We start from the raw sequence: 23,453 nt of genomic DNA, 5'->3' as shown, positions 1-23,453 counted from the left end.
ATAGTGTGCCGCGGCGGTCGTGCAAAACGGCAATTTGCACGCGTGCCGCGCGCGAATACGCGGCAACTGCGGTTTTTGACGGTGATTAAATGATTCTCATTGAACGGTCGCCGATCGTCGTTGCCGGCATGCAAAAGAAGGATCCGATGAAACTGGAATCGTACTGGCTGGATACCCGCCCCGCGTTTCGCGACGGCAGCGTTGGGGCCGTCGAAGGGCGAGCCGACGTCGTCGTGATCGGCGGCGGTTTCACCGGCTTGTCGGCGGCGCTCGCGCTCGCGCAGCGCGGCGTTTCGGTGGTCGTGCTCGAAGCCGCGCAGGTCGCCGGCGAAGCGTCCGGCCGCAACGGCGGCCAGTGCAATACGGGCGTCGCGCAGGACTACGCGTCGCTGGCCGCCCGCATCGGCGCCGCGCAGGCGAAGCAGTTTTATCTTGCGTATGAAAGCGCGGTGAAGAGCGTCGAGACGATCGTGACCGAACAGGCGATCGACTGCGATTTCCGGCGCGCGGGCAAGCTGAAGCTCGCCGCGAAGCCGCAGCATTTCGCGGGGCTCGAAAAGACCTTCAACGCGTTGCGGCGCGATGTCGATCCGGACATCGAACTGATCGAGCCGTCGCGGATCCGCGATGAAATCGCATCCGACGGCTTCTACGGAGGGCTCCTGCAGCGCAACGGCGCGCAGATGCACATGGGCAAGTTCGGCGTCGGCCTCGCGCAAGCGGCCGTGCGGGCCGGCGCACGCGTGTACGAGCACGCGGCCGTCACGCAGCTCGACCGGCTCGACGGCGAGCGCCACCGCATCACCTGCGCCCGCGGCACGATCGTCGCCGACCGCGTGCTGGTCGCGACCGGCGCATCGCAGCACGGGCCATTCGCGTGGTTCCGGCGACGCATCGCGCCGGTCGGCAGCTTCATCGTCGTGACCGAGCCGCTGCCGGATGCGCAGTTGAACCGGCTGTTTCCGCACCGCCGTGCCTACGTGACGTCGCGCCAGATCGGCAATTATTTCCGCGTGACGCCCGACAACCGGCTGCTGTTCGGCGGCCGCGCGCGCTTCGCGATGTCGAGCCCGCGCTCGGATGCGAAGAGCGGCGACGTCCTGCGCGCCGGCATGGCCGGCTACTTCCCGGAACTGGCCAGCGTGCGGCTCGACTACTGCTGGGGCGGGCTGGTGGACATCACCGCCGACCGGCTGCCGCGCGCGGGCCAGCACGACGGGCTCTATTACTCGATGGGCTACAGCGGCCACGGCGTGCAGATGTCGGTGCACATGGGCCGCGTGATGGCCGACGTGCTGTATGGCGCCGCCGCGTCGAACCCGTGGCGCGAACTCGACTGGCCGGCGATACCCGGCCATTTCGGGCACGCGTGGTTCCTGCCGCTCGTCGGCGCGTATTACCGGATGCAGGATTTCCTGCATTGAAGCGAGCGCCGGGAGAATTCGACATGACAGTGCAATTCGTTGGCTCGCCGCGTGTCGCGCGGCCCGTGTCGCCGGCGATCGGCGACGTGCTGCGCACGATCGACGCGTCGTTCGCGCAGCCGCTGAACCTCGATACGCTCGCGGCGGTGGCTGGGTTGAGCGTGTCGCGTTTCACCGCGCGCTTTCGCAGCGAAACCGGGCTGTCGCCGCACCGGTATTTGTGTCTCGTGCGGATACGGCGGGCGCAGGACCTGTTGCGCGCCGGTCTCGCGCCGTCGGTCGTCGCGACCGACGTCGGCTTCTTCGATCAGAGCCATCTGTGCCGGCATTTCCGGCGCGTGCTCGGGATCACGCCGCGCGATTACGTGGTCGCCCGCACGGGCGGCGCACCGGTGCGAACACCATCGACACGCATGCACGCCGAACGCCGCGATGCGTCGTGTCACGCGGCGTAAGCACACGCATGGACGACATGCCCCGCTGAGGATGTCCGGCACGAGAGCCGGCGAACGACGATTTCCGTTATCGCGTGACAGCTTTCGAACGAATCCGTCACGCACTGCACAGGAGCAGAAATGACCGCAGTTTTCGTGTTGCACCGGGCCGACGGCGCACCGTCTTCCACCGCGTTCCGCAAACAGGCGTTCGGCGCGAGCGATCCGTTCGCGTCGCATCGCGAGATCGCGTGGGAAGGCCCCGACGCGATGGCCGCGGGGCGCATCGACTTCGCGGGCGAACTCGACGTGCCGAGCTTTCCGCACATCGAAACGCTCGTCGTCGTCCAGGGCGAGCTGACGCTCGAAGCGGCCGGGGCCGCGCCGCTGGTGGTCGGCCCGGGACAGGGCGCCGTCATCGGCGGCGGCACGGCGCTGCGCATCGCCGCGCAATCGCCGGTGCGGCTGATGTTCTGCGCGGCAGCGTGCGCGCAACCGACGAAACGCGGCCTCTTTGCGCTGCACGCCGACGCGGACTTCAAACCGTCCGCCACGCTGCCGGCCGAGGTACTGCTCGGCCCCGCGCCGCAATGCCGCAGCGACAACGTGTTCACCGACGACGGCGCCGCGTACTGCGCGGGCACGTGGGATTCGACGCCGTATCACCGGATCGTCCGACCGCATCGCGCGAACGAGTTCATGTTCCTGCTGGACGGCGGCGTCCGGTTCGCGGCGCCCGACGGCAGCGTGGAATCGCTCGGTACCGGCGATGCGCTGTTCGTGCCGCGCGGCGCGTCGGTCGGATGGGAAAGCAGCGAACGCGTGGCGAAGTTCTACGTGATGCAGAACGTCAAACCCTCCACCGAACGAGACTGAGCATGTCCCCTCCGCTGCGCCATATCGAAACCTTGTCCACGCCGCCGGCCGCGGCCGACGTCGTCGTGATCGGCGGCGGCATCATCGGCGTCTTCACCGCCTACTATCTGGCCCGCCGCGGCGTATCGGTCGCGCTCGTCGAGAAAGGGCGAATCGGCGCCGAACAGTCGAGCCGCAACTGGGGCTGGTGCCGGCAGCAGAACCGCGACGCGCGCGAGTTGCCGATGGCGAGCAAGAGCATCGATCTGTGGGAACGATTCGCCGCCGAATCCGGAGAAGACACGGGCTTTCATCGCTGCGGGCTGCTGTATCTCAGCAATGACGAGGCCGAACTGTCGCGCTGGGCCAGCTGGGGCGAATTCGCGAAGACCGCCGGTGTCACCACGTACATGCTCGACAGCAAGCAGGCCGCCGAACGCGGACGGGCGACCGGGCGGCAGTGGAAAGGCGGCGTCTTCTCGCCGACCGACGGCACAGCCGATCCGGGCAAGGCCGCGCCGGCCGTGGCCGCCGCGCTGATCAAGCTGGGCGGCAGTGTCCATCAGCACTGCGCGGCGCGCGGCATCGAGCTCGAAGGCGGCCGTGTCGCCGGCGTCGTCACCGAGGCCGGCGTCATCAAGACCCGAACGGTCGTGATGGCCGGCGGCGCATGGGCGTCGTCGTTTTGCCGCCAGCTCGGCATCCGGTTTCCGCAAGCGTCGATCCGTCAGTCGATCCTGAGCGTGTCGCCCGTCGACACGCCGCTGCCGGGTGCGATGTACACGTCCGGCGTGTCCATCACGCGCCGCGGCGACGGACGCTACGCATTGGCGATCAGCGGCCGCGCACGCGTGGACCTGACGCCGCAGTTCCTGCGCTTCGCGCCGCAATTCGTGCCGATGTTCGCGAAACGCTGGCGCAACCTGCTGCCGGGCGGCCTCGAAGGCGTGCGCAGCGGCCATGAAACGTTGAAGCGCTGGCGCCTCGATGCGCCGACGCCGATGGAAGCGATGCGCATTCTCGATCCGAAGCCCGACATGCCGACGGTCGCCGAAACGTACCGCCGCGCGTCCGAACTGTTGCCCGAACTGCGCGAAGCGAAGATCACGCACGCGTGGGCCGGGTACGTCGACAGCACGCCGGACGGCGTGCCGGGCATCGGCGAAGTGCCGGGCGTGCCGGGGCTGATCCTCGCGGCGGGGTTTTCGGGACACGGCTTCGGGATCGGCCCGGGCGCCGGGCACCTGATCGCCGATCTCGCGACCGGTGCGCAACCGTTCGTCGACCCGGCGCCGTACCGGCCCGCCCGGTTCAGCGAGTCCGCATGGGGCAAGGTCGCGGATTTCTAGTGCAGGGCCGTCGCGCTGATGCGGGGCAGCCGGGACGCGGTGCTTCGATCCCGATCGCGGGCAAGCGGCCCATCGGCCCGATCGGCGCGGCGAACGTTCAGCAGCCTCGCAGCGCGGTGCGGTGCGATGGACAGCTTTGGAGTGCCTGATGCGTTTCAGTTCCTACTGGCTCGACACGTCGGAGCCATTCGCGAGCAGCGCGCCGGCGTTGCATGACGGAAGTTGCGACGTGGCGGTGGTGGGCGGCGGGATCACGGGTTCGGCCGCGGCGCTGGCGCTGGCCAAGAAAGGCGCGCGCGTGATCGTCTGCGAGGCGGGCACCGTCGGGCAGGCGGCATCCGGACGCAACGGCGGCATGTGCAACAACGGCTTCGCGCAGGATTACGCGTCGCTGTCGCAGCGCATCGGCACGGAACTGGCCAACCGGCTCTATCTCGCGTTCGACGCGGGCGTCGACACGGTCGAGCGGCTGGTCCGGGAGGAGTCGATCGATTGCGATTTCGTGCGCCGCGGCAAGCTGAAGCTCGCGGCGAAGCCCGAGCACTACGACAAGCTCGTGCGCAGTCAGGCCCTGCTCGCGGCGAGCGTGGACCCCGACACGCGCGTGGTCACGAAGGCGGAACTGCGCGACGAGATCGGCTCGAACCGATATCACGGCGGGCTGCTGTTCGGCAAAAGCGCCGGGATGCATGTCGGCCGTTATGTGCGCGGCCTCGCGCGCGCCGCGCAAGCCCGTGGCGCGCATATTCTCGAGCATGCGCCGGTGCTCGGCCTGACGCGGCAAGCGGGCGGCACGTACGCGGTGCAAACGCCGCTCGGCGAGATTCGCGCGCGCCAGGTCCTGCTCGCGAGCGGCATTTCGCAGGTCGGGCCGTTCGGCTGGGTTCGCCGCAGGATCGTGCCGGTCGGCGCGTTCATCATCGTCACCGAGCCGTTGCCGAACGATCTGCTCGACCGCTTGCTGCCGACGCGGCGGATGGTCACCGACACGAAGAACTTCGTGAATTTCTTTCGCGTCACGCCCGACAACCGAATGCTGTTCGGCGGGCGCGCGCGTTTTGCCGCGTCGAATCCGCGTTCGGACGAAAAGAGCGGGGCCATCCTGCGGCAGCAAATGGCTGCCGTGTTTCCCGAGCTGGCCGACGTACGCATCGACTACTGCTGGGGCGGGATGGTCGACATGACGGCCAACCGGCTGCCGCGCGCGGGCGAACGCGACGGCGTCTACTACTCGATGGGCTATAGCGGCCACGGCACGCACATGGCCACGCTGATGGGCACGTTGATGGCCGAGATCATGGACGGACGCGCCGACCTCAACCCGTGGAAAGATTTCGACTGGCCCGCGATTCCGGGCCACTTCGGCAAACCCTGGTTTTTGCCGTTCGTCGGCGCCTGGTATCGACTCAAGGACACTCTCCAATGAATTCCCCTGTTGTTCACCTGATGCAAGCCGGCCGGCTGGATCGCTTTTTCATCGACGGCGACTGGGTGCTGCCCGAAGGCGGCGAGCGGTTTGCCGTCATCAGCCCGTCCACCGAAGACACGCTGTGCGAGATCCCGCTCGGCAACGCGCGCGATGCCGACCGCGCGGTGCTGGCCGCGCGCCGCGCGTTCGAACGCTGGTCCTCGACTTCACCGCAGGAACGCGCGGCGTTGCTCGACCGTGTGCATGCGCTGATGCTGGAGCGCGCCGAGCTGTTCGCCACCGCGCTCGCGCTGGAGATGGGCGCGCCGATCGGCTATGCGCGCGGCGCGCACGTGCCGCTCGCGGCCGAACATATTCGTGTCGCGCGCGACAACCTCGCGCGCTACCCGTTCATCGAGCGGCGCGGGACGACCGCGGTCGCGCGCGAGCCGATCGGCGTGTGTGCGCTGATCACGCCGTGGAACTGGCCGATCTACCAGATCACCGCGAAGGTCGGGCCGGCGCTCGCGGCAGGCTGCACGGTCGTACTGAAGCCGAGCGAGCTGTCGCCGCTCAGCGCGCTGCTGTTCGCGGAAGTGCTCGCCGATGCGGGCGTGCCTGCCGGCGTCTTCAACCTCGTGAGCGGCAGCGGCGAAACGGTGGGCGCCGCGCTTTCGTCGCATCCGGAGGTCGACATGGTGTCGATCACCGGCTCGACGCGCGCCGGCGTGCTCGTCGCGCAGGCGGCCGCGACGACCGTCAAGCGCGTCGCGCAGGAACTGGGCGGCAAGTCCCCGAATATCGTGTTGCCGGATGCGGACCTGTCGCGCGCGATCCCGCCCGGCGTGGCCGCCGCGTTTCGCAACATGGGGCAATCGTGCAGCGCGCCGACCCGCATGATCGTGCCGCGCGCCGTGCTCGGCGCGGTTGAGGCACTGGCCGTCGCGGCGATGCAAACGCTCGTGGTCGGCGATCCGTTCGACGAGGCCACGACGCACGGGCCGCTGGCCAATCGCGCGCAGTTCGGGCGGGTTGCGCAGATGATCGACGTGGGCATCGACGAACGCGCGAAGCTGATCGCCGGCGGCCCCGGCCGGCCCGCGGGGCTCGACCGCGGCTTTTATGCGCGGCCGACGATTTTCTCCGACGTGCGCACCGACATGGCGATCGCGCAGCAGGAGATTTTCGGCCCGGTGCTCGCGATCCTTCCTTACGACACCGTCGACGAAGCGGTCGCGATCGCGAACGATACGGTCTATGGGCTCGGCGCACACGTACAGGGCGCCGACAAGGAACGCGCCCGTGCGGTGGCCGCCCGCATCCGCGCGGGGCAGGTGCATCTGAACTACCCGGCATGGGACCCTCAGGCGCCGTTCGGCGGGTACAAGCAGTCGGGCAACGGCCGCGAGTACGGGATCGAAGGGATGGAGGAATACATGGAGATCAAGTCGATCGTCGGCTATTACGACTGACGCAGCCGCTGCGCGAGATTCGCGCCGGCAGTACAGTTGGAAGCCCGCTACATTCCGAAGGTGCCGAAATTGGATAACCCCGTCATCCCCGACACATCGCTGCAAGCGCATCACGCGCACTGGGCGAAGCTGCGCCGCGACCTGCATGCGCATCCCGAGTTGCGATTCGAAGAACACCGGACGGCCGACGTCGTTGCCCGCGAGCTCGAGGCGCTCGGCTATGCGGTGTCGCGCGGGCTCGGCGGCACGGGCGTCGTCGCGAGCCTGCCCGGCGCGGATCCGCGCCGCGGCATCGTGCTGCGCGCCGATCTGGACGCATTGCCGATCCACGAAGCAAACGACTTCCCGCACGCGTCGTGCACGCACGGGATCATGCACGCGTGCGGCCATGACGGCCATACCGTGATGCTGCTCGGCGCCGCGCGCGTGCTGAAGACGCTGCCGCAGTTGCCCGGCACCGTCCATTTCGTGTTTCAGCCGGGCGAAGAGGGCGGCGCGGGCGCGCGCAAGATGATCGACGACGGGCTGTTCGAGCAATACCCGACGGAAGCGGTATTCGGCATGCACAACTGGCCTGGGTTGCCGGCCGGGCATTTCGGGTTGCGCACGGGCGCGATCATGGCCGCGGGCTCGCGCTTCAGGATCACGGTGACGGGCAAGGGCGCGCACGCGGCGCAGCCGCATCTGGGCATCGATCCGGTGCCGCTCGCGTGCTCGATGGTGCTGCAGTGCCAGACCATCGCCGCGCGGCACAAGGACCCCGTCGACCCGGCGGTCATTTCCGTCTGCATGTTCCATGCGGGCACGACGGACAACGTGATTCCCGACACCGCGGAGCTGCGCGGCACGATCCGCACGCTGTCGTCGGCATTGCAGCAGAAGCTGCAGCGCGACGTGCGGCTCGCGTGCGAAGGGCTCGCGGCGGCCTACGGCGCGCAGGTCGACGTGGCGTTTTTCCAGTACTACCCGGCGACGGTCAACACGCCGGCCGAGACGGCGCTGTGCGAAGCGGTGATTCGCGACACGTTCGGCGACGCGCGCGTCGACCGCGACGTGCCGCCGAACATGACGTCCGAAGACTTCGGCTTCATGCTGGAGGAGCGGCCGGGCGCGTACGTGCTGATCGGCAATGCACAGGACGGCGCGGCCTCACCGGCGCTGCATCATCCGAAATACGACTTCAACGACGACATCATTCCGGCCGGTGTCCGCTACTGGGTCGCGCTGGCGCAGCGTTACTTCACGCGATCGCCGTGATGCGTCGGGGCGGCGTGGAAACCGGCGACGTCTGGTTGATCGACCGTCAGGTCCGGGGCTGGCGTGCTTCCGGATCGCGGTGCACCCATGCCAGCCGGCGAGAACCGTGCAATTGATCGACGCTTCGATGTGATCGCCGCATATTTTTCTGACGTGCCGTGTCGCACGATCACACCCTTTGAAAGGACTGCGTAATGAACCAGGAACCTGAAGTGAAGGAGCGCGACGCGACGTCGGCGCTTCGCTACCGCAGATTCACCGCGGCGGACGTCCCCGCCGCCCATGCCCTTTCCATCGCGCTTCGCTGGCCGTTCAGGGCGGAAGACTGGCAGTTTTCCGCGGAAACGTCGACGGCATTCGCGGCCGAGGAAAACGGCGTCGTCATCGGCACGGCGATGTGCTGGAAGTACGGTGCGGACCGCGCGGCGATCGGGCATGTGATCGTCTCCGACGCGCATCAGGGCCGCGGAATCGGCCGCAAACTGATGGAGACGCTCCTCGACGAACTGGGGCCGCGCATCACGTTCCTGCATGCGACGCCGGCCGGTCGGCCGCTCTACGAGAAGCTCGGGTTCACCGTGTGCGGTTCGCTGGGCCAATATCAGGGGAACGTGGATCGGCCCGCCGCCGTTGTCGTGCCTGACGGCGAGCGGCTGCGCACTGGCTCGCCGGCCGACTGGCCGCGCCTCGTCGAACTCGACACGCATGCGTCCGGTCTTGAGCGCGAAGCGCTGTTGTCCGCGTTGCAGACGCGGGGAGAATGCGTGGTGCTCGAACGCGACGGCGAGATCGTCGGGTTTTCGGTGCTGCGGCGCTTCGGTCGCGGTTACGTGGTCGGCCCGGTGGTCGCGCCGCGTTCGAGCGACGATGCGCGCGCGAAGGCGCTGATCGGCTATTGGCTGACGAAACGCGACGGCGACTTCGTGCGTATCGATGTGCCTGACGGGAGCAGTTTGCCGGGCTGGTTGAGCGAACAGGGACTGAAGCAGGTGGATGCCTGTTCGAAGATGGTTCGCAACGCGCCCGCCACCGGGCAAGACGGTGCGGCCGACCCGACATTCGGACTGTACGGGCTGGTCAGCCAGGCGATGTTGTAGCCGTGGGCCGCGCCGCGACGGACGAACTCAGCGCGCCCGGCCTCCGCTGCTCGTCGATCGTGCGGGTCAGCGGCGACTGGACGTCGCCGGTGGCGGTCGCGCCGAACCGGCCGCGCCCGCCGCCGGTTCCCCGCACCACCGCGCGGCGCGTGAAAGCACCGCATTTCACTCAACGCGCGAGCGCGGCCGCGAAGTCGCGATACGTCCGCAACGGGCGGCCGAGGATCGCGGTCAGCCGCTCGACGTCGCCGGCTTCCGGCACCATCCCGTCGCTGACGTAGCGCTCGGCCATCAGCCGCATTTCGTACGCCATCCATTTCGGCATGAACGTCGCCAGGTTGTCTTCGAACGGCGTGGGATCGTCGCCGCCATACGCAACCGGCCGGCCGAGCGTGTCCGACCAGATCGACGCCAGTTGCGGGCCGGTCAGCGTGTCGGGCCCGACCAGGTTGATGGTGTCGACCGGCAGCTTGTCCGGTGCGTCGTTGCGACGGATCAACTCGATCGCCGCGACTTCCGCGATATCGCGCACGTCGACCATCGCGACGCCCTTGCCGCCGATCGGCATCGGGTACACGCCGTGCCCGACGATCACGTCCTTCACCATCGATTCGTTATCCATGAAATACGCGGGTCGCAGGATCGTCGCGCCGAAGCCCATCTGCTCGATCATCCGCTCCGCGCCGGATTTCACCGCGAAGTGCGGCACGTTCACGAAGCGGTCGGCGTGCAGGACCGACAGATAGACGACGCGCTCGATGCCCGCTTCGCGGGCCAGGTTCAGCGCGATCAGCGCCTGCGTGAATTCGTCGCCCGCCACGCCATTGAGCAGGAACAGCGTGCGCACGCCGGAGAAGGCCGCCCGCAGCGCATCGACGTCAAGCATGTCGCCCGGTGCGACGGTCACTGCCGCCGGAAAATCGGCCTTGGCCGGATCGCGCACCAGCACGCGCACGTCGGCGCCGCGATCGACGAGTTGACGGACGACCTGGCGGCCCACACGGCCGGTGGCGCCGGTAACGAGAATGGTCATGATGTTCACTCCTGAGGTAACGATGGGATTGACTGCCCACGTAAGTTAGGTGATCCATACATGATCCGGAAGATGTGATAAATAGACATGTCGTCTCACTGGTGGAACACATGGACCTGCTCGCTCTCGCCGATTTCAATCTCGTCGCCCGCCATGGCAGCTTCGGGGAGGCCGCGCGGGTCGCGGATCGCCCGAAGGCGACACTGTCGCGCCGCGTGGCGGAACTGGAGAACAGTCTGTCGCTGCGTCTGTTCGAGCGCGGCTCGCGCGGCGTGAAGCTCACGCAGGAAGGGCGCGCGCTCTACGAGCGGACGGGCGCGCTCCTCGCGGAGCTGGCCGACAGCGCGTCGGCGATCGCAGCCGGGAGCGAGCGGCCGCGCGGCCGGCTGCGGATCAGCGCGCCGATGCTGTTTTCCCAGTTCGCGATGGGGAAGCTGGTGGCGACGTTCGCGCTGAGATACCCGGACGTCCGGCTGGAGGTGACGACCGAAGACCGGCCCGTCGACATGATCGAGGAAGGATACGACCTCGTGATCCGCGTGAACCCGGCCCCCGACGAGAGCCTGATCGGGCGCGTGTTTCTGCGCGACCGGCTGGTGGTCGTCGCGAAGCCCGAGCTGGCGCGGCCCGGCGGCGACGCGCCCACACCGGCACCGGCCGTGGTGCGCGACGGGAACGACACGCGCACTGCCTGGGAGGTCGCCGGACCGGCGGGGACCGCGCGCATCCCGATCGAACCGGTCGCAAGGCTGTCGTCGCTGAGCATGGTGCGTGATACGGTCCGCCTCGGCCTGGGCGCCGCGTGCCTGCCGGCGTCGCTGGTGAGCCGCGACCTGGCCGCCGGCACGCTCGTCAGTTGGGGCGACGTGCCGGGTTCCGATATCGCGCTGTGGGCGCTGTATCCGTCCAGGCGATTATTGAGCACGCGCGTGTCCGCGTTTCTCGATCACCTGAAGGACGCGTTTCCGTCAGGTGAGCCGGAAGAACTGGCGGCGTACATCGAACCGGGGCAGTGAAACGACCATGATGGTCGCGGCAGCGCGCGTACCGCCGCCCGTTCCGACTCGAACCGCCGCGTTCACGCCGGCTCGGGCTGCGCGCAACACACGCGGTTCCGGCCTTCGCGCTTCGCGCGGTAGAGCGCCATGTCCGCCTGATGCGACAGCGCGTGCACGGAGGCGTGCCGCGCGCGCCGGCCGGTCGCACAGCCGATGCTGACGGTGAAAGCCGGCACGGTTTCCTCAAACCCGTCGAGCCGGTTACGCTCCACCTCGCGGCGAATCGCGTCGGCGACCCGCGCGGCGCCGTTTTCATCCGTATCCGGCAACACCGCGACGAATTCCTCGCCGCCGTAGCGCGCGGCGAGGTCGCCGCGCCGCCGCGTATGCGCGCGGATGCATTCGGCGAGAAAGCGCAGCGCGGTGTCGCCCTGCGCGTGCCCGTGCCGGTCGTTGTACTGCTTGAAATGGTCGGCGTCGATGAACAGCACCGACAGGGTGCCGCCGCTGCCGCGCTGCAGCCGCTCCCATTCGTTGGCCAGCGCGGTATCGAGCGCGCGACGATTGCACAATCCGGTCAACGGATCGGTACGCGTGAGATCGGTCAGCAGCGTCTGTTTGCGGAAATTGTCGCGCAGGGCGAAGGCCAGCAGCCAGACCACCGCACAGAACAATGCGCAGATCACGGATGCCGACACGCCGACCGTCCACGACAGGCGCCGGATGCCGGCCAGCACGTCGTTTTCGGCCGGCGCGACGACCGCGATCAGCGGGGTGCCCGGTATCCGCTGGTAGGTATACAACCGCACGATGCCGTCGATGCTCGAACGCGCGGGATAGAAGCCCGATTCGCTGTTCACCATCCGCTTGAAGGACGTCGAGCGACGCAGAAGGTTCATCTGACCTTCGTTCAGCGACGGGTTTCTCGCGAGGATCGTGCCGTCCGCGCGGACAATCGCGCTGACCCCGTTGGGTCCGACGTCGAGGCGGGACAGCAGCTGCTCGAAGTAGGTGAGATCGACGGCGACGACCGCGATCCCGTCGAACGCATGATCCGGCCGTTCGATGCGTCGCGACAGCGCGATGGATTCCTTGCCGCCGCGCGAGCGTGCGCGATAGGGCTGGGAGACGTAGAGCCCGACGTTGTCCGCATCGCGATGGACCTTGAAGTAGTCGCGATCGGCGAAGTCCCAGCGGTGGGTCGTGCTGCAGCACCCGTCGATCAGCCGGCCGCGACTGTCGGTCACGCCCATGCCGGTCACGTACTGCGCGGCCGTGCGCTCGAACAGCAGGTCGTGCCGCAATCCGGCGTCCATGCGCTGCACGGCCGGCTTGCCGAGGTCGGCCGCCAGCGCGATCAGCGCGTTGTTCGACGTTTCGACCGTCCTCGCGATCTGGCTCGCGAGCACGGCCGCGACGTTGCGCGACGTCTCATGCGCATGCTCGACGACTTCGCTGCGCGCGACCCACAGCGTCACCGCGCTGATCCCGAGCGCCGCGAGCGACATCAGCGTACCCAACGCGCCGACGACGAACGGGTGGCGTCCGGCCCAGTCGGCGATTTTCTCGATCGAAGTGAATGCGGGCATGCTCGCGCTCGTGTTGAGACGCCGGCTGCACTTGCGCCGGCGCGGGTCCAATCCCCGTTAACGGCACGGCCGACAAAAAATCGAGGCCGGGATGGCCGCCCATCGACGACCACGGCCCGACGCGACGACGCAAACGTGTGCGGCCATGCGGCGATACGGCTCGAGCGCCGTCCGGCCCCGCGCCGATCACGTCGATTGATAACCGGACTGCATCAATCCTTCCAAAAATCGCACTTATCGTTTGATCGATACCGCGCCAACATGCCGGAAAACGACAATCGACCAGCCCCTCCCGCGTATTCCAGGATTTTCAGGAGACACCCAGATGCACCCCTCGTCCAGCCTTCCGGCCGAACGCTCGAAGGCCGCCGCGATCTTTCGCGTCACGGCCGGCAATTTTCTCGAGCAGTTCGACTTCTTCCTGTTCGGCTTCTACGCCACGCAGATCGCCAACGTCTTCTTCCCCGCGCAAAGCGAGTTCGCATCGTTGATGATGACCTTCGCCGTGTTCGGCGCCGGCTTCCTGATGCGCCCGCTGGGCGCGATCGTGCTGGGCGCGTACATCGACGAGGTCGGCCGCCGCAAGGGCCTGATCGTCACGCTGTCGATCATGGCGAGCGGCACCATCCTGATCGCGTTCGTGCCCGGCTACGCGACGATCGGGTTGCTCGCGCCCGTACTCGTGCTGATCGGCCGGCTGCTGCAGGGTTTCTCCGCGGGCGCGGAACTGGGCGGCGTGTCGGTCTATCTCGCCGAGCTCGCGACGCCCGGCCGCAAGGGCTTCTTCACGAGCTGGCAATCGGCCAGCCAGCAGGTGGCGATCGTCATCGCGGCGGCCCTCGGCTTTGCGCTCAATCAGTGGCTGAGCGCATCGCAGATCGGCGCCTGGGGATGGCGCGTGCCGTTCTTCGTCGGCTGCATGATCGTGCCGTTCATCTTCCTGCTGCGCCGCAACCTGGAGGAAACCCAGGAGTTCAAGGCCCGCAAGCATCGTCCGGGCATGAAGGAAGTGTTCGGCACGCTGGTCCAGAACTGGGGCGTCGTGATCGCCGGCATGATGCTGGTCGCGATGACCACCACGAGCTTCTATCTGATCACCGTTTACGCGCCGACCTTCGGCAAGACCGTGCTGCACCTGAGCACCGCCGACAGCCTGCTCGTGACGCTGTGCGTCGGAGTGTCGAACTTCGTGTGGCTGCCGATCGGCGGGGCGCTGTCCGACCGGATCGGCCGTCGGCCGCTGCTGGTCGGCATGACGATGCTCACCGTGGTGACCGCCTATCCGGCGCTGTCGTTCCTCGCTCACGCGCCGTCGTTCGCCAACATGCTGCTCGTCCTGCTCTGGCTGTCGTTCATGTACGGTATCTACAACGGTGCGATGGTCGTCGCGCTCACCGAAGTGATGCCGGTGCAGGTGCGCGTCGCGGGCTTCTCGCTCGCGTACAGCCTCGCGACGGCCGTGTTCGGCGGCTTCACGCCGGCCATCTCGACCGCGCTCATTCACGCGACGGGCGACAAGGCCGCGCCCGGCTACTGGATGAGCTTCGCCGCCGTGTGCGCGCTGCTCGCGACGTTCGCGCTCTATCGTCACCGCACTCCCAAGTTGACGCCCGCGCATTGATGTCCGGCCGATCCGGAACGTTCATTCACACCCACGCATCCGCACGACCACGACCATGAGAAACCTGTTCCTGAAATGCTGCGCGACCGCGCTCGTCGCCACCGCGGCGGTCGCGGCCAACGTCCACGCCGCCGAACTGCACGTGATGAGCTCGGGCGGCTTCACCGCCGCGTACAAGGTGCTCGGCCCGAGGTTCGCGGCCACGACGGGCAATACGCTCGCGACCGCGCTCGGCCCGTCGATGGGCAAGTCGCCCGAAGCGATTCCGAACCGACTCGCGCGCGGCGAGCCCGCCGACGCCGTGATCATGGTCGGCTACGCGCTGGACGATCTGATCAAGCAGGGCAAGGTCATCCCCGAATCGCGCGTCGATCTGGCCGACTCGCGCATCGGCATGGTCGTGCGCGACGGTGCGGCCAAGCCCGATATCGGCACCGCCGAAGGGCTCAAGCAGGTGCTGCTGCACGCGAAATCGATCGCTTATTCGGACAGCGCGAGCGGCGTGTATATCGAACGCGAACTGTTCAAGAAGCTCGGGATCGAGGAACAGGTGAAGTCGAAGGCGAAGATGATCCCTCGGATTCCGGTGGCGTCGGTCGTCGCGAACGGCGACTACGAAATCGGCTTCCAGCAGGTCAGCGAGCTGCTGCCCGTCAAGGGCGCGACCTTCGTCGGCAAGATCCCCGAATCGCTGCAGTCCGTTACGCGCTTCGCCGCCGGTATCCCGGTCGGCGCGCAGCATCCGCAGGAAGCGAAGGCGCTGCTTGACTATCTGGCGTCGCCCGACGTGCAGGCCGACGTGAAATCGACCGGCCTGGATTCCGTTTCCGCGCACTGAGCCCGATCGACGGGAAGGCGCGCATCAGACCGTCTTCCCGTCACTCCCGCCGCCGCCTGCCGCGGCACTGTCTTCATCGGCCTCGTCCGCCAGGGCCGGCCCGGCCGCCGCGAGCCGCTGCACCAGACGCGTCCGATCGCACGCACCTTCCCACGACGACACGAAAATCACCGCGCACGCATTGCTGATCACGCTGGTCAGCGCGCGCGCCTCCGACATGAAGCGGTCGATGCCGACCAGCAGCGCGACGCCGGCGACGGGCAGGTCGGGCATCACGGCGAGCGTCGCGACCAGCGCGACGAGCCCGCTGCCGGACACGCCGGCCGCGCCCTTGGACGTGACCAGCATGATCGCGAGCATCGTCGCGACCTGCGGCGCGGAAAGCGGGACGTCGCATGCCTGCGCGATGAACAACGCCGCGAGCGTCAGATAGATCGCGGTGCCGTCCAGATTGAACGAATAGCCGGCCGGCAGCACGAGCCCCACGACACCTTTGTCGCAGCCGAGCGCTTCCAGCTTGACGATCAGGCGCGGCAGGACCGGCTCCGTGGACGAGGTCGCGAGCACGATCAGCAGTTCCTCGCGCAGGTAGCGCAGGAGCCGCCACAGCGCGAAGCCGTGCGCTCGCGCGAGCGGGGCGAGCACCAGTGCGACGAATAGCGCGCAGGCCACGTAGAAGGATGCCATCAGCTTCGCGAGCGAGCCGACCGAACCGATGCCGAAGCGGCCCACCGTGAACGCCATCGCGCCGAATGCGCCGAGCGGCGCGAGCCGCATGATCATCGCGAGCACGCGAAAGACGACCTGGGCGATGCCGTCGATCAGCGCAAGCACGGGCCGGGCGGCGCGCGGATGCGCATTCAGCGAGAAGCCGAACAACAGCGACAGCAGCAGCACGGGCAACACTTCGCCGGTTGCGAACGCGCCGAGCATCGTGTCCGGAATCATGCCGAGCGCGAACGCCACGAGGCTGCGTGGCTCCGCATGCTTCGCATACGGCGCGAGGATGCTCGCATCCAGATGATGGACGTCGATATGCATGCCGGCGCCCGGTTGCAGCAGGTAGGCGATGACGAGCCCGAACGCGAGCGCAGCGGCGGTCAACAGATAGAAGAGCGCCAGTGCGCGCACGATCGTGCGGCCGATCGCCTGCCCGTTCGACAGCGACGTGATGCCCGACACGATCGTGCAAAAGACGATCGGCGCGATGGTCATCTTCACGAGCGCGACGAACGCGTCGCTGAGCGGCTTGAGCATCGCGCCCGCCGCCGGCCACACGTGACCGATGCCGATGCCGAGCAGCATCGCGAGCAGGACCTGGACGTAAAGCGATTTGAACAGCCGGGTCCACCTCACGATGCCGCCTTCCTTTGTTTCCGTTCCGTCGTCGTCATGCCGATGTGCCGCTGCCGGCGGCGTCGCGCTTCGCGTCGACGATCATCCGGTGAAACGCCTCGGCGGCCGGCGTCAGCGAGCGCCCGCGCCGCTTGACGATGCCCACGCGCCGCTTCACGACCGGCTCGACGAGCGGCACGCTCGTGAGGACAGGATGGTCATGCCCCGGCATCGCCATCGACGGCACCGCGGCGACGCCGAGCCCGGCCTCGATCAGCCCGAGCAGCGTCGTGACGTGGCGCGCCTCGCAGACGCTCGGCTTGCGCGGCGCGACGGCCGCCAAGGCCTGATCGAGCAGCAGGCGGTTACCGGACGTCTTGTCCACCGACACGTAATCGTGCTCGTAAAGCTCGTTCCAGGTCACGCGCTTCTTGCGGGCGAGCGGGTGGTCGCGGCGACAGGCGGCGACGAACCGTTCCTGGAGCAGCACCTTGAACTCGATTTCCGCCTCCTGGCTGCCGATGAAGCTCACGCCGAAATCCGCCTCTCCGCTGATGACGGCGCCCAGCACTTCGTTGGCGCTGGCGTCGAGCAGCTTCACCCGGATGCGCGGAAAGCGCTGATGATAGCGGGCGATGATGGGGGGCAGGAAATAGTAGGCGACCGACGGCACGCACGCGATCGTCACATGGCCCAGGCGGCTCGACGACACGTCGCGGATGCCGAGCAGCGCGGCGTCGAGATCGTCGAGCAGTTGTTCGGCGCTCTGCGCGAACACGCGGCCGACGGTGGTGAGGGCGACGCGGCGCGTGGTGCGCTCGAAGAGCCGCACGCCGAGCGCGTCCTCGAGCTTGTCGATCCGGCGGCTCAACGCAGGCTGGGAGAGGCTGACCGCTTCGGCGGCCTTGCGGAAACTGCCCGTTTCCACGACCGCGCGAAACGCCTGCAAGTCCGTCAAATCGAAATTGATGCCCACCGGTCACGCTCCGCCACTCAGATGCGCAGCATTTTGCATGATTCCGTCGGCGTCATGCGTGTTGCGTCGTCCATGCGGCAGTGTTGGCGTGGCACGGTGGGCGGCCCGGCCGGCCGGAATCCCGCGGCCCGCACCGCTAATCGGGCCTCCCGACACGGCGTCCTGATGTACCGTATTGCTTTTGGGCGGGCAATGCTCAAGCGCCGGCGTCGGCCACCCGGGCCCACGCCGGAAGCATGCTCAACGTCCGGCGCGACTAGCGCCGTGCGTGTTGTCCGTGATCCGGATCGCTGCTCGACATGGCTCGATATCGTCTGACATACCGATCCGACACCACCGACCGTCGCTGAATCCATGCAAGCGCGAGTTCGAGCGCCTGGTCACTTGCTTCGCGGGTATCGGCGAAGTCGCCGTCAACGCCGAGCGTCCGGGTTTCACCGTCGCGATCCGTGAGGATCGCCGCCGCCGAGTAGCGGCCCGTCTCCGTGTCGGTGACCACGGCCCGGACCGTATATCCGCCATGTTCGATCGTCCTGTTGGTATGCATCAGATGCCTCCTGCAGGGAAATGCGGCATGTGTGACGACGCGGCGGCGCCGGCGCCGCCGCGGAAGCGGGGCGCCGGCACTTCACGCCGCGAGCGCAAGCCAAGCGGCGCGGATTGCGCCGGGTCGATGAAACGCTCCCGGCGCGTTCACTCACCCTGTCGTCACCGGGATCCGCCGCGGCTTCGCTTCTTCGCGTCGCGGGATGCTCAGTTTCAGCACGCCGTCGCGCAGTTGCGCGTCGATGCGCGACACGTCGAAATCCGGGCTCAGCGTGAATGCGCGCGAGAAGTGCGGATGCTGCACTTCACCGTGCTGGAGACGCAATCCCGGTGGCGTCGGAACGACGGCCTCCGCTTCGATGGCAAGGCTGCCGTCGTGCACGCGGACGTCGAGCTTCTCGCGCGGCACGCCCGGCAGGTCCGCGTACAACGTGATGCCGTGCGCGTCCTCGACGATGTCGACGGCTGGCGCAATCCGCGTGCGCGGCGTGTCGCGCTGAGCCGCTTCCCGATTCGTCACGGCCGTTCGCGTTTCGGCCGGACGGGTGGTCAGTTCAGTCATGTTCGTGTCACTCATGATGTCCTCCGTCATGCGTTCGTGACGTCGTGCTGTTTACTGGACGGTGATCGCCCGCGGCTTCGAGGCTTCCGACTTGCCGACGCTGATCGTCAGGCAGCCGTTCGTATAGCGCGCCTCGATCTTGTCGGGGTCCGCGTGCTGCGGCAGTTCGACCACGCGGCGGAACGCGCCCATGAACCGCTCGTTCGCGTAAACGCGCCGCTCGTCGCCGGTTGCGGCGTCGTCCGCGGGAGTACGCTCGCCGCTGATCGTCAGCAGCCGGCGATCGACGGAGATGTCGATCTTCTCGGGGGCGAGACCCGGCGCGAACGCGACGATCTCGATCGTGTCGTCGGTGCTGCCGATATTGACCGGTGGAAACGTACCGGGGCGCGGCGCGCGCAGACTGGCCGGAAAGCCCGTGAACACGCTGGCCATCTGCCGTTGCAGGCGGTCGAATTCCGCCAGCAGATCGGTGGGAAAGAAGATATCGCTCATGACTGGCTCCTGTTGTGTCCCTTGCGAAGGGACGAACCGGACCACGCGCTCCAGTTCGTCCATCCGCGACAGGGTCGCTGACAAACAAATCGAAACACGCAGCGCGTCAACCGCGACTGCCTCGAGCGATACCTAAAATAGGATACGGCGCGTGGATTTCAAGGGGGGGCATCGGCATTCTGTCGATACGTGCGGGTCATGTGGGCGACTTATCGTCGGCGCGGCCGGCATGGTCGACGTCGAGACGGCAGGGTCCGACATGTCCGACGTTGCGCGGAGCGGGGCACGGCGATAGAGGGCGGGATTTGCAACGGCACGCTGGAAAAGACGCGGCGGCGTACCTCCGCCGCCGCGTCGCGTCCACCACTGTTCAGCGCGACGGCCCGGACGGCGGCTTCACTTCGGACAGGTCGTCCTCGCGAACCTCGGCCTGACGCACCGTCGTGCCGTCGTCGCCGGTTTCCGAAATATCGGTTTCGAAGGTCTGCTGCCCGTCGTCGCGTTTCTCCGCGGGCTTCTCGTTACCTGTCTGCTTGTCTGCCTGTGGCTGTTGACGTGTCATCTTGCTCTCCTGGTCGCAACCTGGGATGTTGCGCACGTTGCAGGGGAGCAAGGCGCGGGCCGCGCCAGGCTTTCAAATGGAAAGGTTCACGCGATGCCATCAGCAACCACGGCCTGGCGATTGACCTCGACCCTCGGCACGGCGCGACCTCGACGTGCCGAGCGCCACCGCCTCTATACATACCAATCCAGCGTCTTCACGATCCCCGTTTCGAAGCTCTCCGCAGGCCGCCATTGCAGTTCCCGGGCGAGCTTCCCCGCATCGATCGCATAGCGCCGGTCGTGACCCGCGCGATCGGTGACGAACCGGACGAGGCGCGCATGCGGCGCGTGTTCGGGCCGTCGCGCGTCGAGCAGCGTACAGATCAGCGCGACGATGTCGACGTTGCGCCATTCGTTGCAGCCGCCGACGGTGTAGGTCTCGCCGACCGTCCCGCGCCGGATGACCGCATCGATCGCGCGGCAATGGTCGTCGACGTACAGCCAGTCGCGCACGTTCGCGCCGTCGCCGTACACGGGGATGTCGGTGCCTTCGATGCAATGACGGATCACGGTCGGAATGAACTTCTCGCCGTGCTGGCGCGGCCCGTAATTGTTCGAGCAGTTCGTCGTGGTGACGGGCAATCCGTACGTATGGAAATAGGCCCGGACCAGATGGTCCGAGCTTGCCTTGGTGGCCGAGTACGGAGAGTTCGGCGCATACGGCGTCGTTTCCGAAAAAGGCGGGTCGTCGGGACCCAGCGAGCCATACACCTCGTCGGTGCCGATATGGTGAAAGCGGCGGCGCGCGAGGGCGTCGGCCCGGCCGAGTTTTTGGTCGTTCAGCCACAGCTGGCGGCACGCGTCGAGCAGCGTCCAGGTGCCGAGCACGTTCGTGCGCACGAATTCGCCGGGGCCGTCGATCGAGCGGTCGACGTGGCTTTCGGCCGCGAAGTGGACGACGGTGTCGATCGCATGATCGCGCAGCAGCGACTCGACGAGCGTTCGGTCGCAGATGTCGCCGAGGACGAAGCGATGACGATCGGCGCCCGGCAGGTCGTCGCCGAGATTGTCGAGGCTGCCCGCATAGGTCAGCAGATCCAGCGTGGTGACGCTGACCTGCGGGTCGCTTTCGAGCAGATGCCGGACAAAATTGGCGCCGATGAAACCGGCGCCGCCCGTCACGAGAACATGTTTGGGTCGATAGCTCATTGGGTTCGCTTCCAGGTGGCAAACACGTCGGTGAGACCCGCGATCCACGAAGGCGATTCGACCCCGAAGTGTTCTCGCAGGAGGCTGCAGTCGAGCGCGGAATTCGCCGGTCTCGGCGCAGGCAACGGATAGGCGTCGGTCCGGATCGGCCGGACCAGCGGCACGCGGTCGATGAGGCCGGCGCGCCGCGCCTCGGTGAAGATTGCTTCGGCGAAGCCGTGCCATGTCGTCACGGGCGTGCCGCACAGGTGATAGGTGCCCCAGCGCAGCACTTCACCGGTCCGATATCGCGCCGCGATCGTCAGCAGCGCGTCGGCGATCGCACCGGCATGTGTCGGGCCGCCGTACTGATCGGCGACGACGCCGACGACCTCGCGCTCGCGCGCCAGGCGCAGCATGGTGCGCACGAAATTGCCGCCGTGCGCGCCGAACACCCATGCGACGCGCAGAATCAGGTGACGGTCGGGCAGTCGCTCGCGCACCGCTTCCTCGCCCGCGAGTTTGCTCCGGCCGTACACGCCGAGCGGCGCGACGGCGGCGGTTTCCGCGTACGGGCCGGGCATGCGGCCGTCGAACACGTAGTCGGTCGACAGATGAATCAACGGAATCCCGAGCGCGGCGCACGCGTCGGCCAGCACGGCCGGCCCGTCGCGGTTCGCCCGCCACGCGGCATCGGGCTCGGCCTCCGCGCGGTCGACGGCGGTCCATCCGGCGGCATTGATCACGAGCGAGGCCCGGTGTTCGTCGAGCGCGCGGCGCACCGAGCCTGCATCGGCTATGTCGAGCGCGGCGCGCGACAGCCCGACGAGCGGCTGCTCGCCCGCGCGCAGCATCAGTTCGCGGCCGACCTGGCCGAGCGCGCCGGTCACGACGATCGTCATCGCGCGCTCCCGTATACGGGCAGCAGCGCCGGCGCGCCGGCTGCCAGTTCGGCGAGCGGCGGCTGCCGACGATCCTTGTCCGACAACTGATACGGTGCGCCGGAATCCGGCCAGTCGATGCCGATCTCCGGATCGTCCCAGCGCACGCCCGCATCCGAATCGGGATCGTAGTACTGCGTGCACTTGTACGCGAAGTCGGCCTCGTCGGACAACACGCAAAAGCCGTGCGCGAAGCCGGGTGGAATCCACAGCATCCGGTGCGACACGTCGTCGAGCTGCGCACCGAACCAGCAGCCGAAGAACGGCGAGCCGCGCCGGATGTCGACGGCGACGTCGTAGACCGCGCCGCGCACCGCGTGCACCAGCTTGCCTTGCGGATTCACCCGCTGGTAGTGCAGCCCGCGCAGCACGCCGCGACGCGAGCGCGACTGGTTGTCCTGGACGAAGGTGGCGTCGACGCCGGCGTCGCGCAGCCAGCTTGCCCGGAAGCTTTCGACGAAAAAGCCGCGCGCATCGCCGAACACGCCGGGCTCGATCAGCAGCACGCCGGGCAACGGCGTTTCGATCACGCGTGTCATGCCGCGACCTCCTTGCTCAGCAGATCGAGCAGATAGCGGCCGTAACCGCTTTTCGCGAGCTTGTGGGCGAGCGTTTCGAGCTGCTCCGCATCGATCCAGCCGAGCCGGTACGCGATTTCCTCGGGACACGCGATCTGCAGGCCCTGCCGTGCCTGCATCACCTGGATGAAATTGGCCGCGTCGAGCAGCGATTCGTGCGTGCCGGTGTCGAGCCATGCGTAGCCGCGCCCAAGTATCTCGACGTTCAGCGCGCCGCGCGCGAGATACGCGAGATTCAGGTCGGTAATTTCCAGTTCGCCGCGCGCGGACGGTCGCACGGCCTTCGCGAGTTCGACGACGTCGTTGTCGTAGAAATAGAGGCCGGTGACCGCGTAGTTCGACTTCGGCTCGCGCGGCTTCTCCTCGAGGTCGATCGCGCGGCCATCCGTGTCGAACGATACGACGCCGTAGCGCTCCGGATCGCGCACGTAATAGCCGAACACCGTCGCGCCGGTCGTCCGTGCGGCGGCCTGTTGCAGCAGCGACGACAGCGCGGGCCCGTGATAGATGTTGTCGCCGAGCACGAGCGTCGCCGCGTCGCGACCGATGAACGGCGCGCCGATCACGAACGCCTGTGCAAGACCGTCGGGGCTCGGCTGCGCCGCATACGAAAAGCTCATGCCCCACTGGCTGCCGTCGCCGAGCAGTTGCCGGAACGCGTCGAGATCGCGCGGCGTCGAGATGATCAGCACGTCGCGGATGCCGGACAGCATGATCGTGCTGAGCGGATAATAGATCATCGGTTTGTCGTACACCGGCATCAATTGCTTCGATACCGAATGCGTGAGCGGGTGGAGCCGGGTGCCCGAGCCGCCCGCCAGAATCAGTCCTTTACGGCCAATCGCTGTTTGCATGAGGTCCCTCGCTGCAAGAGGAAAAGTGCGTGCGTGATACGCGAAATACACCGAATGCTT

At 67.6% G+C, this 23,453-nt stretch carries 23 protein-coding genes; 11 read left to right on the top strand and 12 right to left on the bottom strand.

Annotated elements, in window-relative coordinates; all coding sequences use genetic code 11:
• Positions 1–146: 146 nt before the first annotated feature.
• The 8 genes from CFB49_RS32985 to CFB49_RS32950 all read left to right on the top strand — a co-directional run bounded on the left by CFB49_RS32985 (position 147) and on the right by CFB49_RS32950 (position 9,296).
• Positions 147–1,424 carry an NAD(P)/FAD-dependent oxidoreductase gene (locus CFB49_RS32985; protein WP_069620508.1) on the top strand — a complete coding sequence of 426 codons (1,278 nt, stop codon included), beginning with the start codon at positions 147–149 and terminating at the stop codon, positions 1,422–1,424.
• A gap of 23 nt (positions 1,425–1,447) precedes the next feature.
• Entirely contained in the window at positions 1,448–1,879 is a 432-nt protein-coding gene (locus CFB49_RS32980; protein WP_069620498.1) for a helix-turn-helix domain-containing protein, read from the top strand.
• A 120-nt stretch (positions 1,880–1,999) separates the two neighbouring features.
• Positions 2,000–2,734, top strand: a complete 735-nt coding sequence (locus CFB49_RS32975) for a cupin domain-containing protein (protein ID WP_089493462.1) — start codon at positions 2,000–2,002, stop codon at positions 2,732–2,734.
• A gap of 2 nt (positions 2,735–2,736) precedes the next feature.
• Positions 2,737–4,062, top strand: coding sequence for an NAD(P)/FAD-dependent oxidoreductase (locus CFB49_RS32970; protein ID WP_069620496.1), 1,326 nt, complete (start codon positions 2,737–2,739; stop codon positions 4,060–4,062).
• 148 nt (positions 4,063–4,210) lie between these two features.
• Positions 4,211–5,488 carry an NAD(P)/FAD-dependent oxidoreductase gene (locus CFB49_RS32965; RefSeq protein ID WP_069620495.1) on the top strand — a complete coding sequence of 426 codons (1,278 nt, stop codon included), beginning with the start codon at positions 4,211–4,213 and terminating at the stop codon, positions 5,486–5,488.
• Positions 5,485–6,942: an aldehyde dehydrogenase family protein gene (locus CFB49_RS32960; RefSeq protein ID WP_089437852.1), complete on the top strand. Its 1,458-nt coding sequence runs from the start codon at positions 5,485–5,487 to the stop codon at positions 6,940–6,942. Before CFB49_RS32965 ends, CFB49_RS32960 begins: the two co-directional genes overlap by 4 nt.
• A gap of 69 nt (positions 6,943–7,011) precedes the next feature.
• Positions 7,012–8,199: a M20 aminoacylase family protein gene (locus tag CFB49_RS32955; protein ID WP_069620507.1), complete on the top strand. Its 1,188-nt coding sequence runs from the start codon at positions 7,012–7,014 to the stop codon at positions 8,197–8,199.
• Positions 8,200–8,393: 194 nt separating this feature from the next.
• Positions 8,394–9,296 (top strand): GNAT family N-acetyltransferase, encoded by a 903-nt coding sequence (locus CFB49_RS32950; protein ID WP_089437851.1) that lies wholly within the window; start codon positions 8,394–8,396, stop codon positions 9,294–9,296.
• A gap of 169 nt (positions 9,297–9,465) precedes the next feature.
• On the opposite strand, the gene CFB49_RS32945 is transcribed toward CFB49_RS32950, so the two are convergent.
• Positions 9,466–10,329, bottom strand: a complete 864-nt coding sequence (locus tag CFB49_RS32945; RefSeq protein WP_089493740.1) for an SDR family oxidoreductase — start codon at positions 10,327–10,329, stop codon at positions 9,466–9,468.
• 110 nt (positions 10,330–10,439) lie between these two features.
• Here CFB49_RS32945 and CFB49_RS32940 point away from each other — a divergent pair, with 110 nt between their 5' ends.
• Entirely contained in the window at positions 10,440–11,345 is a 906-nt protein-coding gene (locus CFB49_RS32940) for a LysR family transcriptional regulator (protein WP_089437850.1), read from the top strand.
• 62 nt (positions 11,346–11,407) lie between these two features.
• On the opposite strand, the gene CFB49_RS32935 is transcribed toward CFB49_RS32940, so the two are convergent.
• On the bottom strand, positions 11,408–12,916 hold the full coding sequence (locus CFB49_RS32935) for a GGDEF domain-containing protein (RefSeq protein WP_089438161.1): 1,509 nt from the start codon (positions 12,914–12,916) through the stop codon (positions 11,408–11,410).
• Between the two features lie 325 nt (positions 12,917–13,241).
• Here CFB49_RS32935 and CFB49_RS32930 point away from each other — a divergent pair, with 325 nt between their 5' ends.
• Both CFB49_RS32930 and CFB49_RS32925 read left to right on the top strand, forming a co-directional pair.
• Complete coding sequence (locus tag CFB49_RS32930) at positions 13,242–14,537, top strand: MFS transporter (protein ID WP_069620489.1); 1,296 nt, start codon at positions 13,242–13,244, stop codon at positions 14,535–14,537.
• A 55-nt stretch (positions 14,538–14,592) separates the two neighbouring features.
• The gene (locus CFB49_RS32925) at positions 14,593–15,375 is read left to right on the top strand and encodes a substrate-binding domain-containing protein (protein WP_089493461.1); all 783 of its coding nucleotides are present in this window, start codon (positions 14,593–14,595) and stop codon (positions 15,373–15,375) included.
• A gap of 24 nt (positions 15,376–15,399) precedes the next feature.
• Here the strand turns inward: CFB49_RS32925 and dctA are convergent, their stop codons facing one another.
• From dctA to rfbA, 10 genes are all read right to left on the bottom strand, one after another.
• Positions 15,400–16,731, bottom strand: a complete 1,332-nt coding sequence (gene dctA, locus CFB49_RS32920; protein ID WP_089493460.1) for a C4-dicarboxylate transporter DctA — start codon at positions 16,729–16,731, stop codon at positions 15,400–15,402.
• Between the two features lie 34 nt (positions 16,732–16,765).
• The gene (locus CFB49_RS32915) at positions 16,766–17,686 is read right to left on the bottom strand and encodes a LysR family transcriptional regulator (protein ID WP_089493459.1); all 921 of its coding nucleotides are present in this window, start codon (positions 17,684–17,686) and stop codon (positions 16,766–16,768) included.
• 256 nt (positions 17,687–17,942) lie between these two features.
• Positions 17,943–18,233 (bottom strand): hypothetical protein, encoded by a 291-nt coding sequence (locus CFB49_RS32910; protein WP_069620486.1) that lies wholly within the window; start codon positions 18,231–18,233, stop codon positions 17,943–17,945.
• Between the two features lie 150 nt (positions 18,234–18,383).
• Positions 18,384–18,809 (bottom strand): Hsp20/alpha crystallin family protein, encoded by a 426-nt coding sequence (locus tag CFB49_RS32905; RefSeq protein ID WP_179234994.1) that lies wholly within the window; start codon positions 18,807–18,809, stop codon positions 18,384–18,386.
• Positions 18,810–18,845: 36 nt separating this feature from the next.
• Positions 18,846–19,289, bottom strand: coding sequence for an Hsp20/alpha crystallin family protein (locus CFB49_RS32900; RefSeq protein WP_089493457.1), 444 nt, complete (start codon positions 19,287–19,289; stop codon positions 18,846–18,848).
• A gap of 370 nt (positions 19,290–19,659) precedes the next feature.
• A complete protein-coding gene (locus CFB49_RS32895; protein WP_027810892.1) occupies positions 19,660–19,851 on the bottom strand; it encodes a hypothetical protein in 192 nt (63 codons plus the stop codon).
• A gap of 173 nt (positions 19,852–20,024) precedes the next feature.
• Complete coding sequence (rfbB, locus tag CFB49_RS32890; RefSeq protein WP_069620484.1) at positions 20,025–21,041, bottom strand: dTDP-glucose 4,6-dehydratase; 1,017 nt, start codon at positions 21,039–21,041, stop codon at positions 20,025–20,027.
• Positions 21,038–21,922 carry a dTDP-4-dehydrorhamnose reductase gene (gene rfbD, locus CFB49_RS32885; RefSeq protein WP_089493456.1) on the bottom strand — a complete coding sequence of 295 codons (885 nt, stop codon included), beginning with the start codon at positions 21,920–21,922 and terminating at the stop codon, positions 21,038–21,040. The genes rfbB and rfbD overlap by 4 nt, the downstream gene beginning before the upstream one ends.
• A complete protein-coding gene (gene rfbC, locus CFB49_RS32880; protein ID WP_089437844.1) occupies positions 21,919–22,500 on the bottom strand; it encodes a dTDP-4-dehydrorhamnose 3,5-epimerase in 582 nt (193 codons plus the stop codon). The genes rfbD and rfbC overlap by 4 nt, the downstream gene beginning before the upstream one ends.
• Positions 22,497–23,393 carry a glucose-1-phosphate thymidylyltransferase RfbA gene (gene rfbA, locus CFB49_RS32875; protein ID WP_069620481.1) on the bottom strand — a complete coding sequence of 299 codons (897 nt, stop codon included), beginning with the start codon at positions 23,391–23,393 and terminating at the stop codon, positions 22,497–22,499. The genes rfbC and rfbA overlap by 4 nt, the downstream gene beginning before the upstream one ends.
• Positions 23,394–23,453: the final 60 nt, after the last annotated feature.

The organism is Burkholderia sp. AU17457 (assembly GCF_002223255.1).
GTDB classification, from domain to species: Bacteria; Pseudomonadota; Gammaproteobacteria; order Burkholderiales; family Burkholderiaceae; genus Burkholderia; species Burkholderia sola.
The sequence above is the reverse complement of the archived record's forward strand: the minus strand, read 5'-3'. Positions and strand labels throughout refer to the sequence as shown.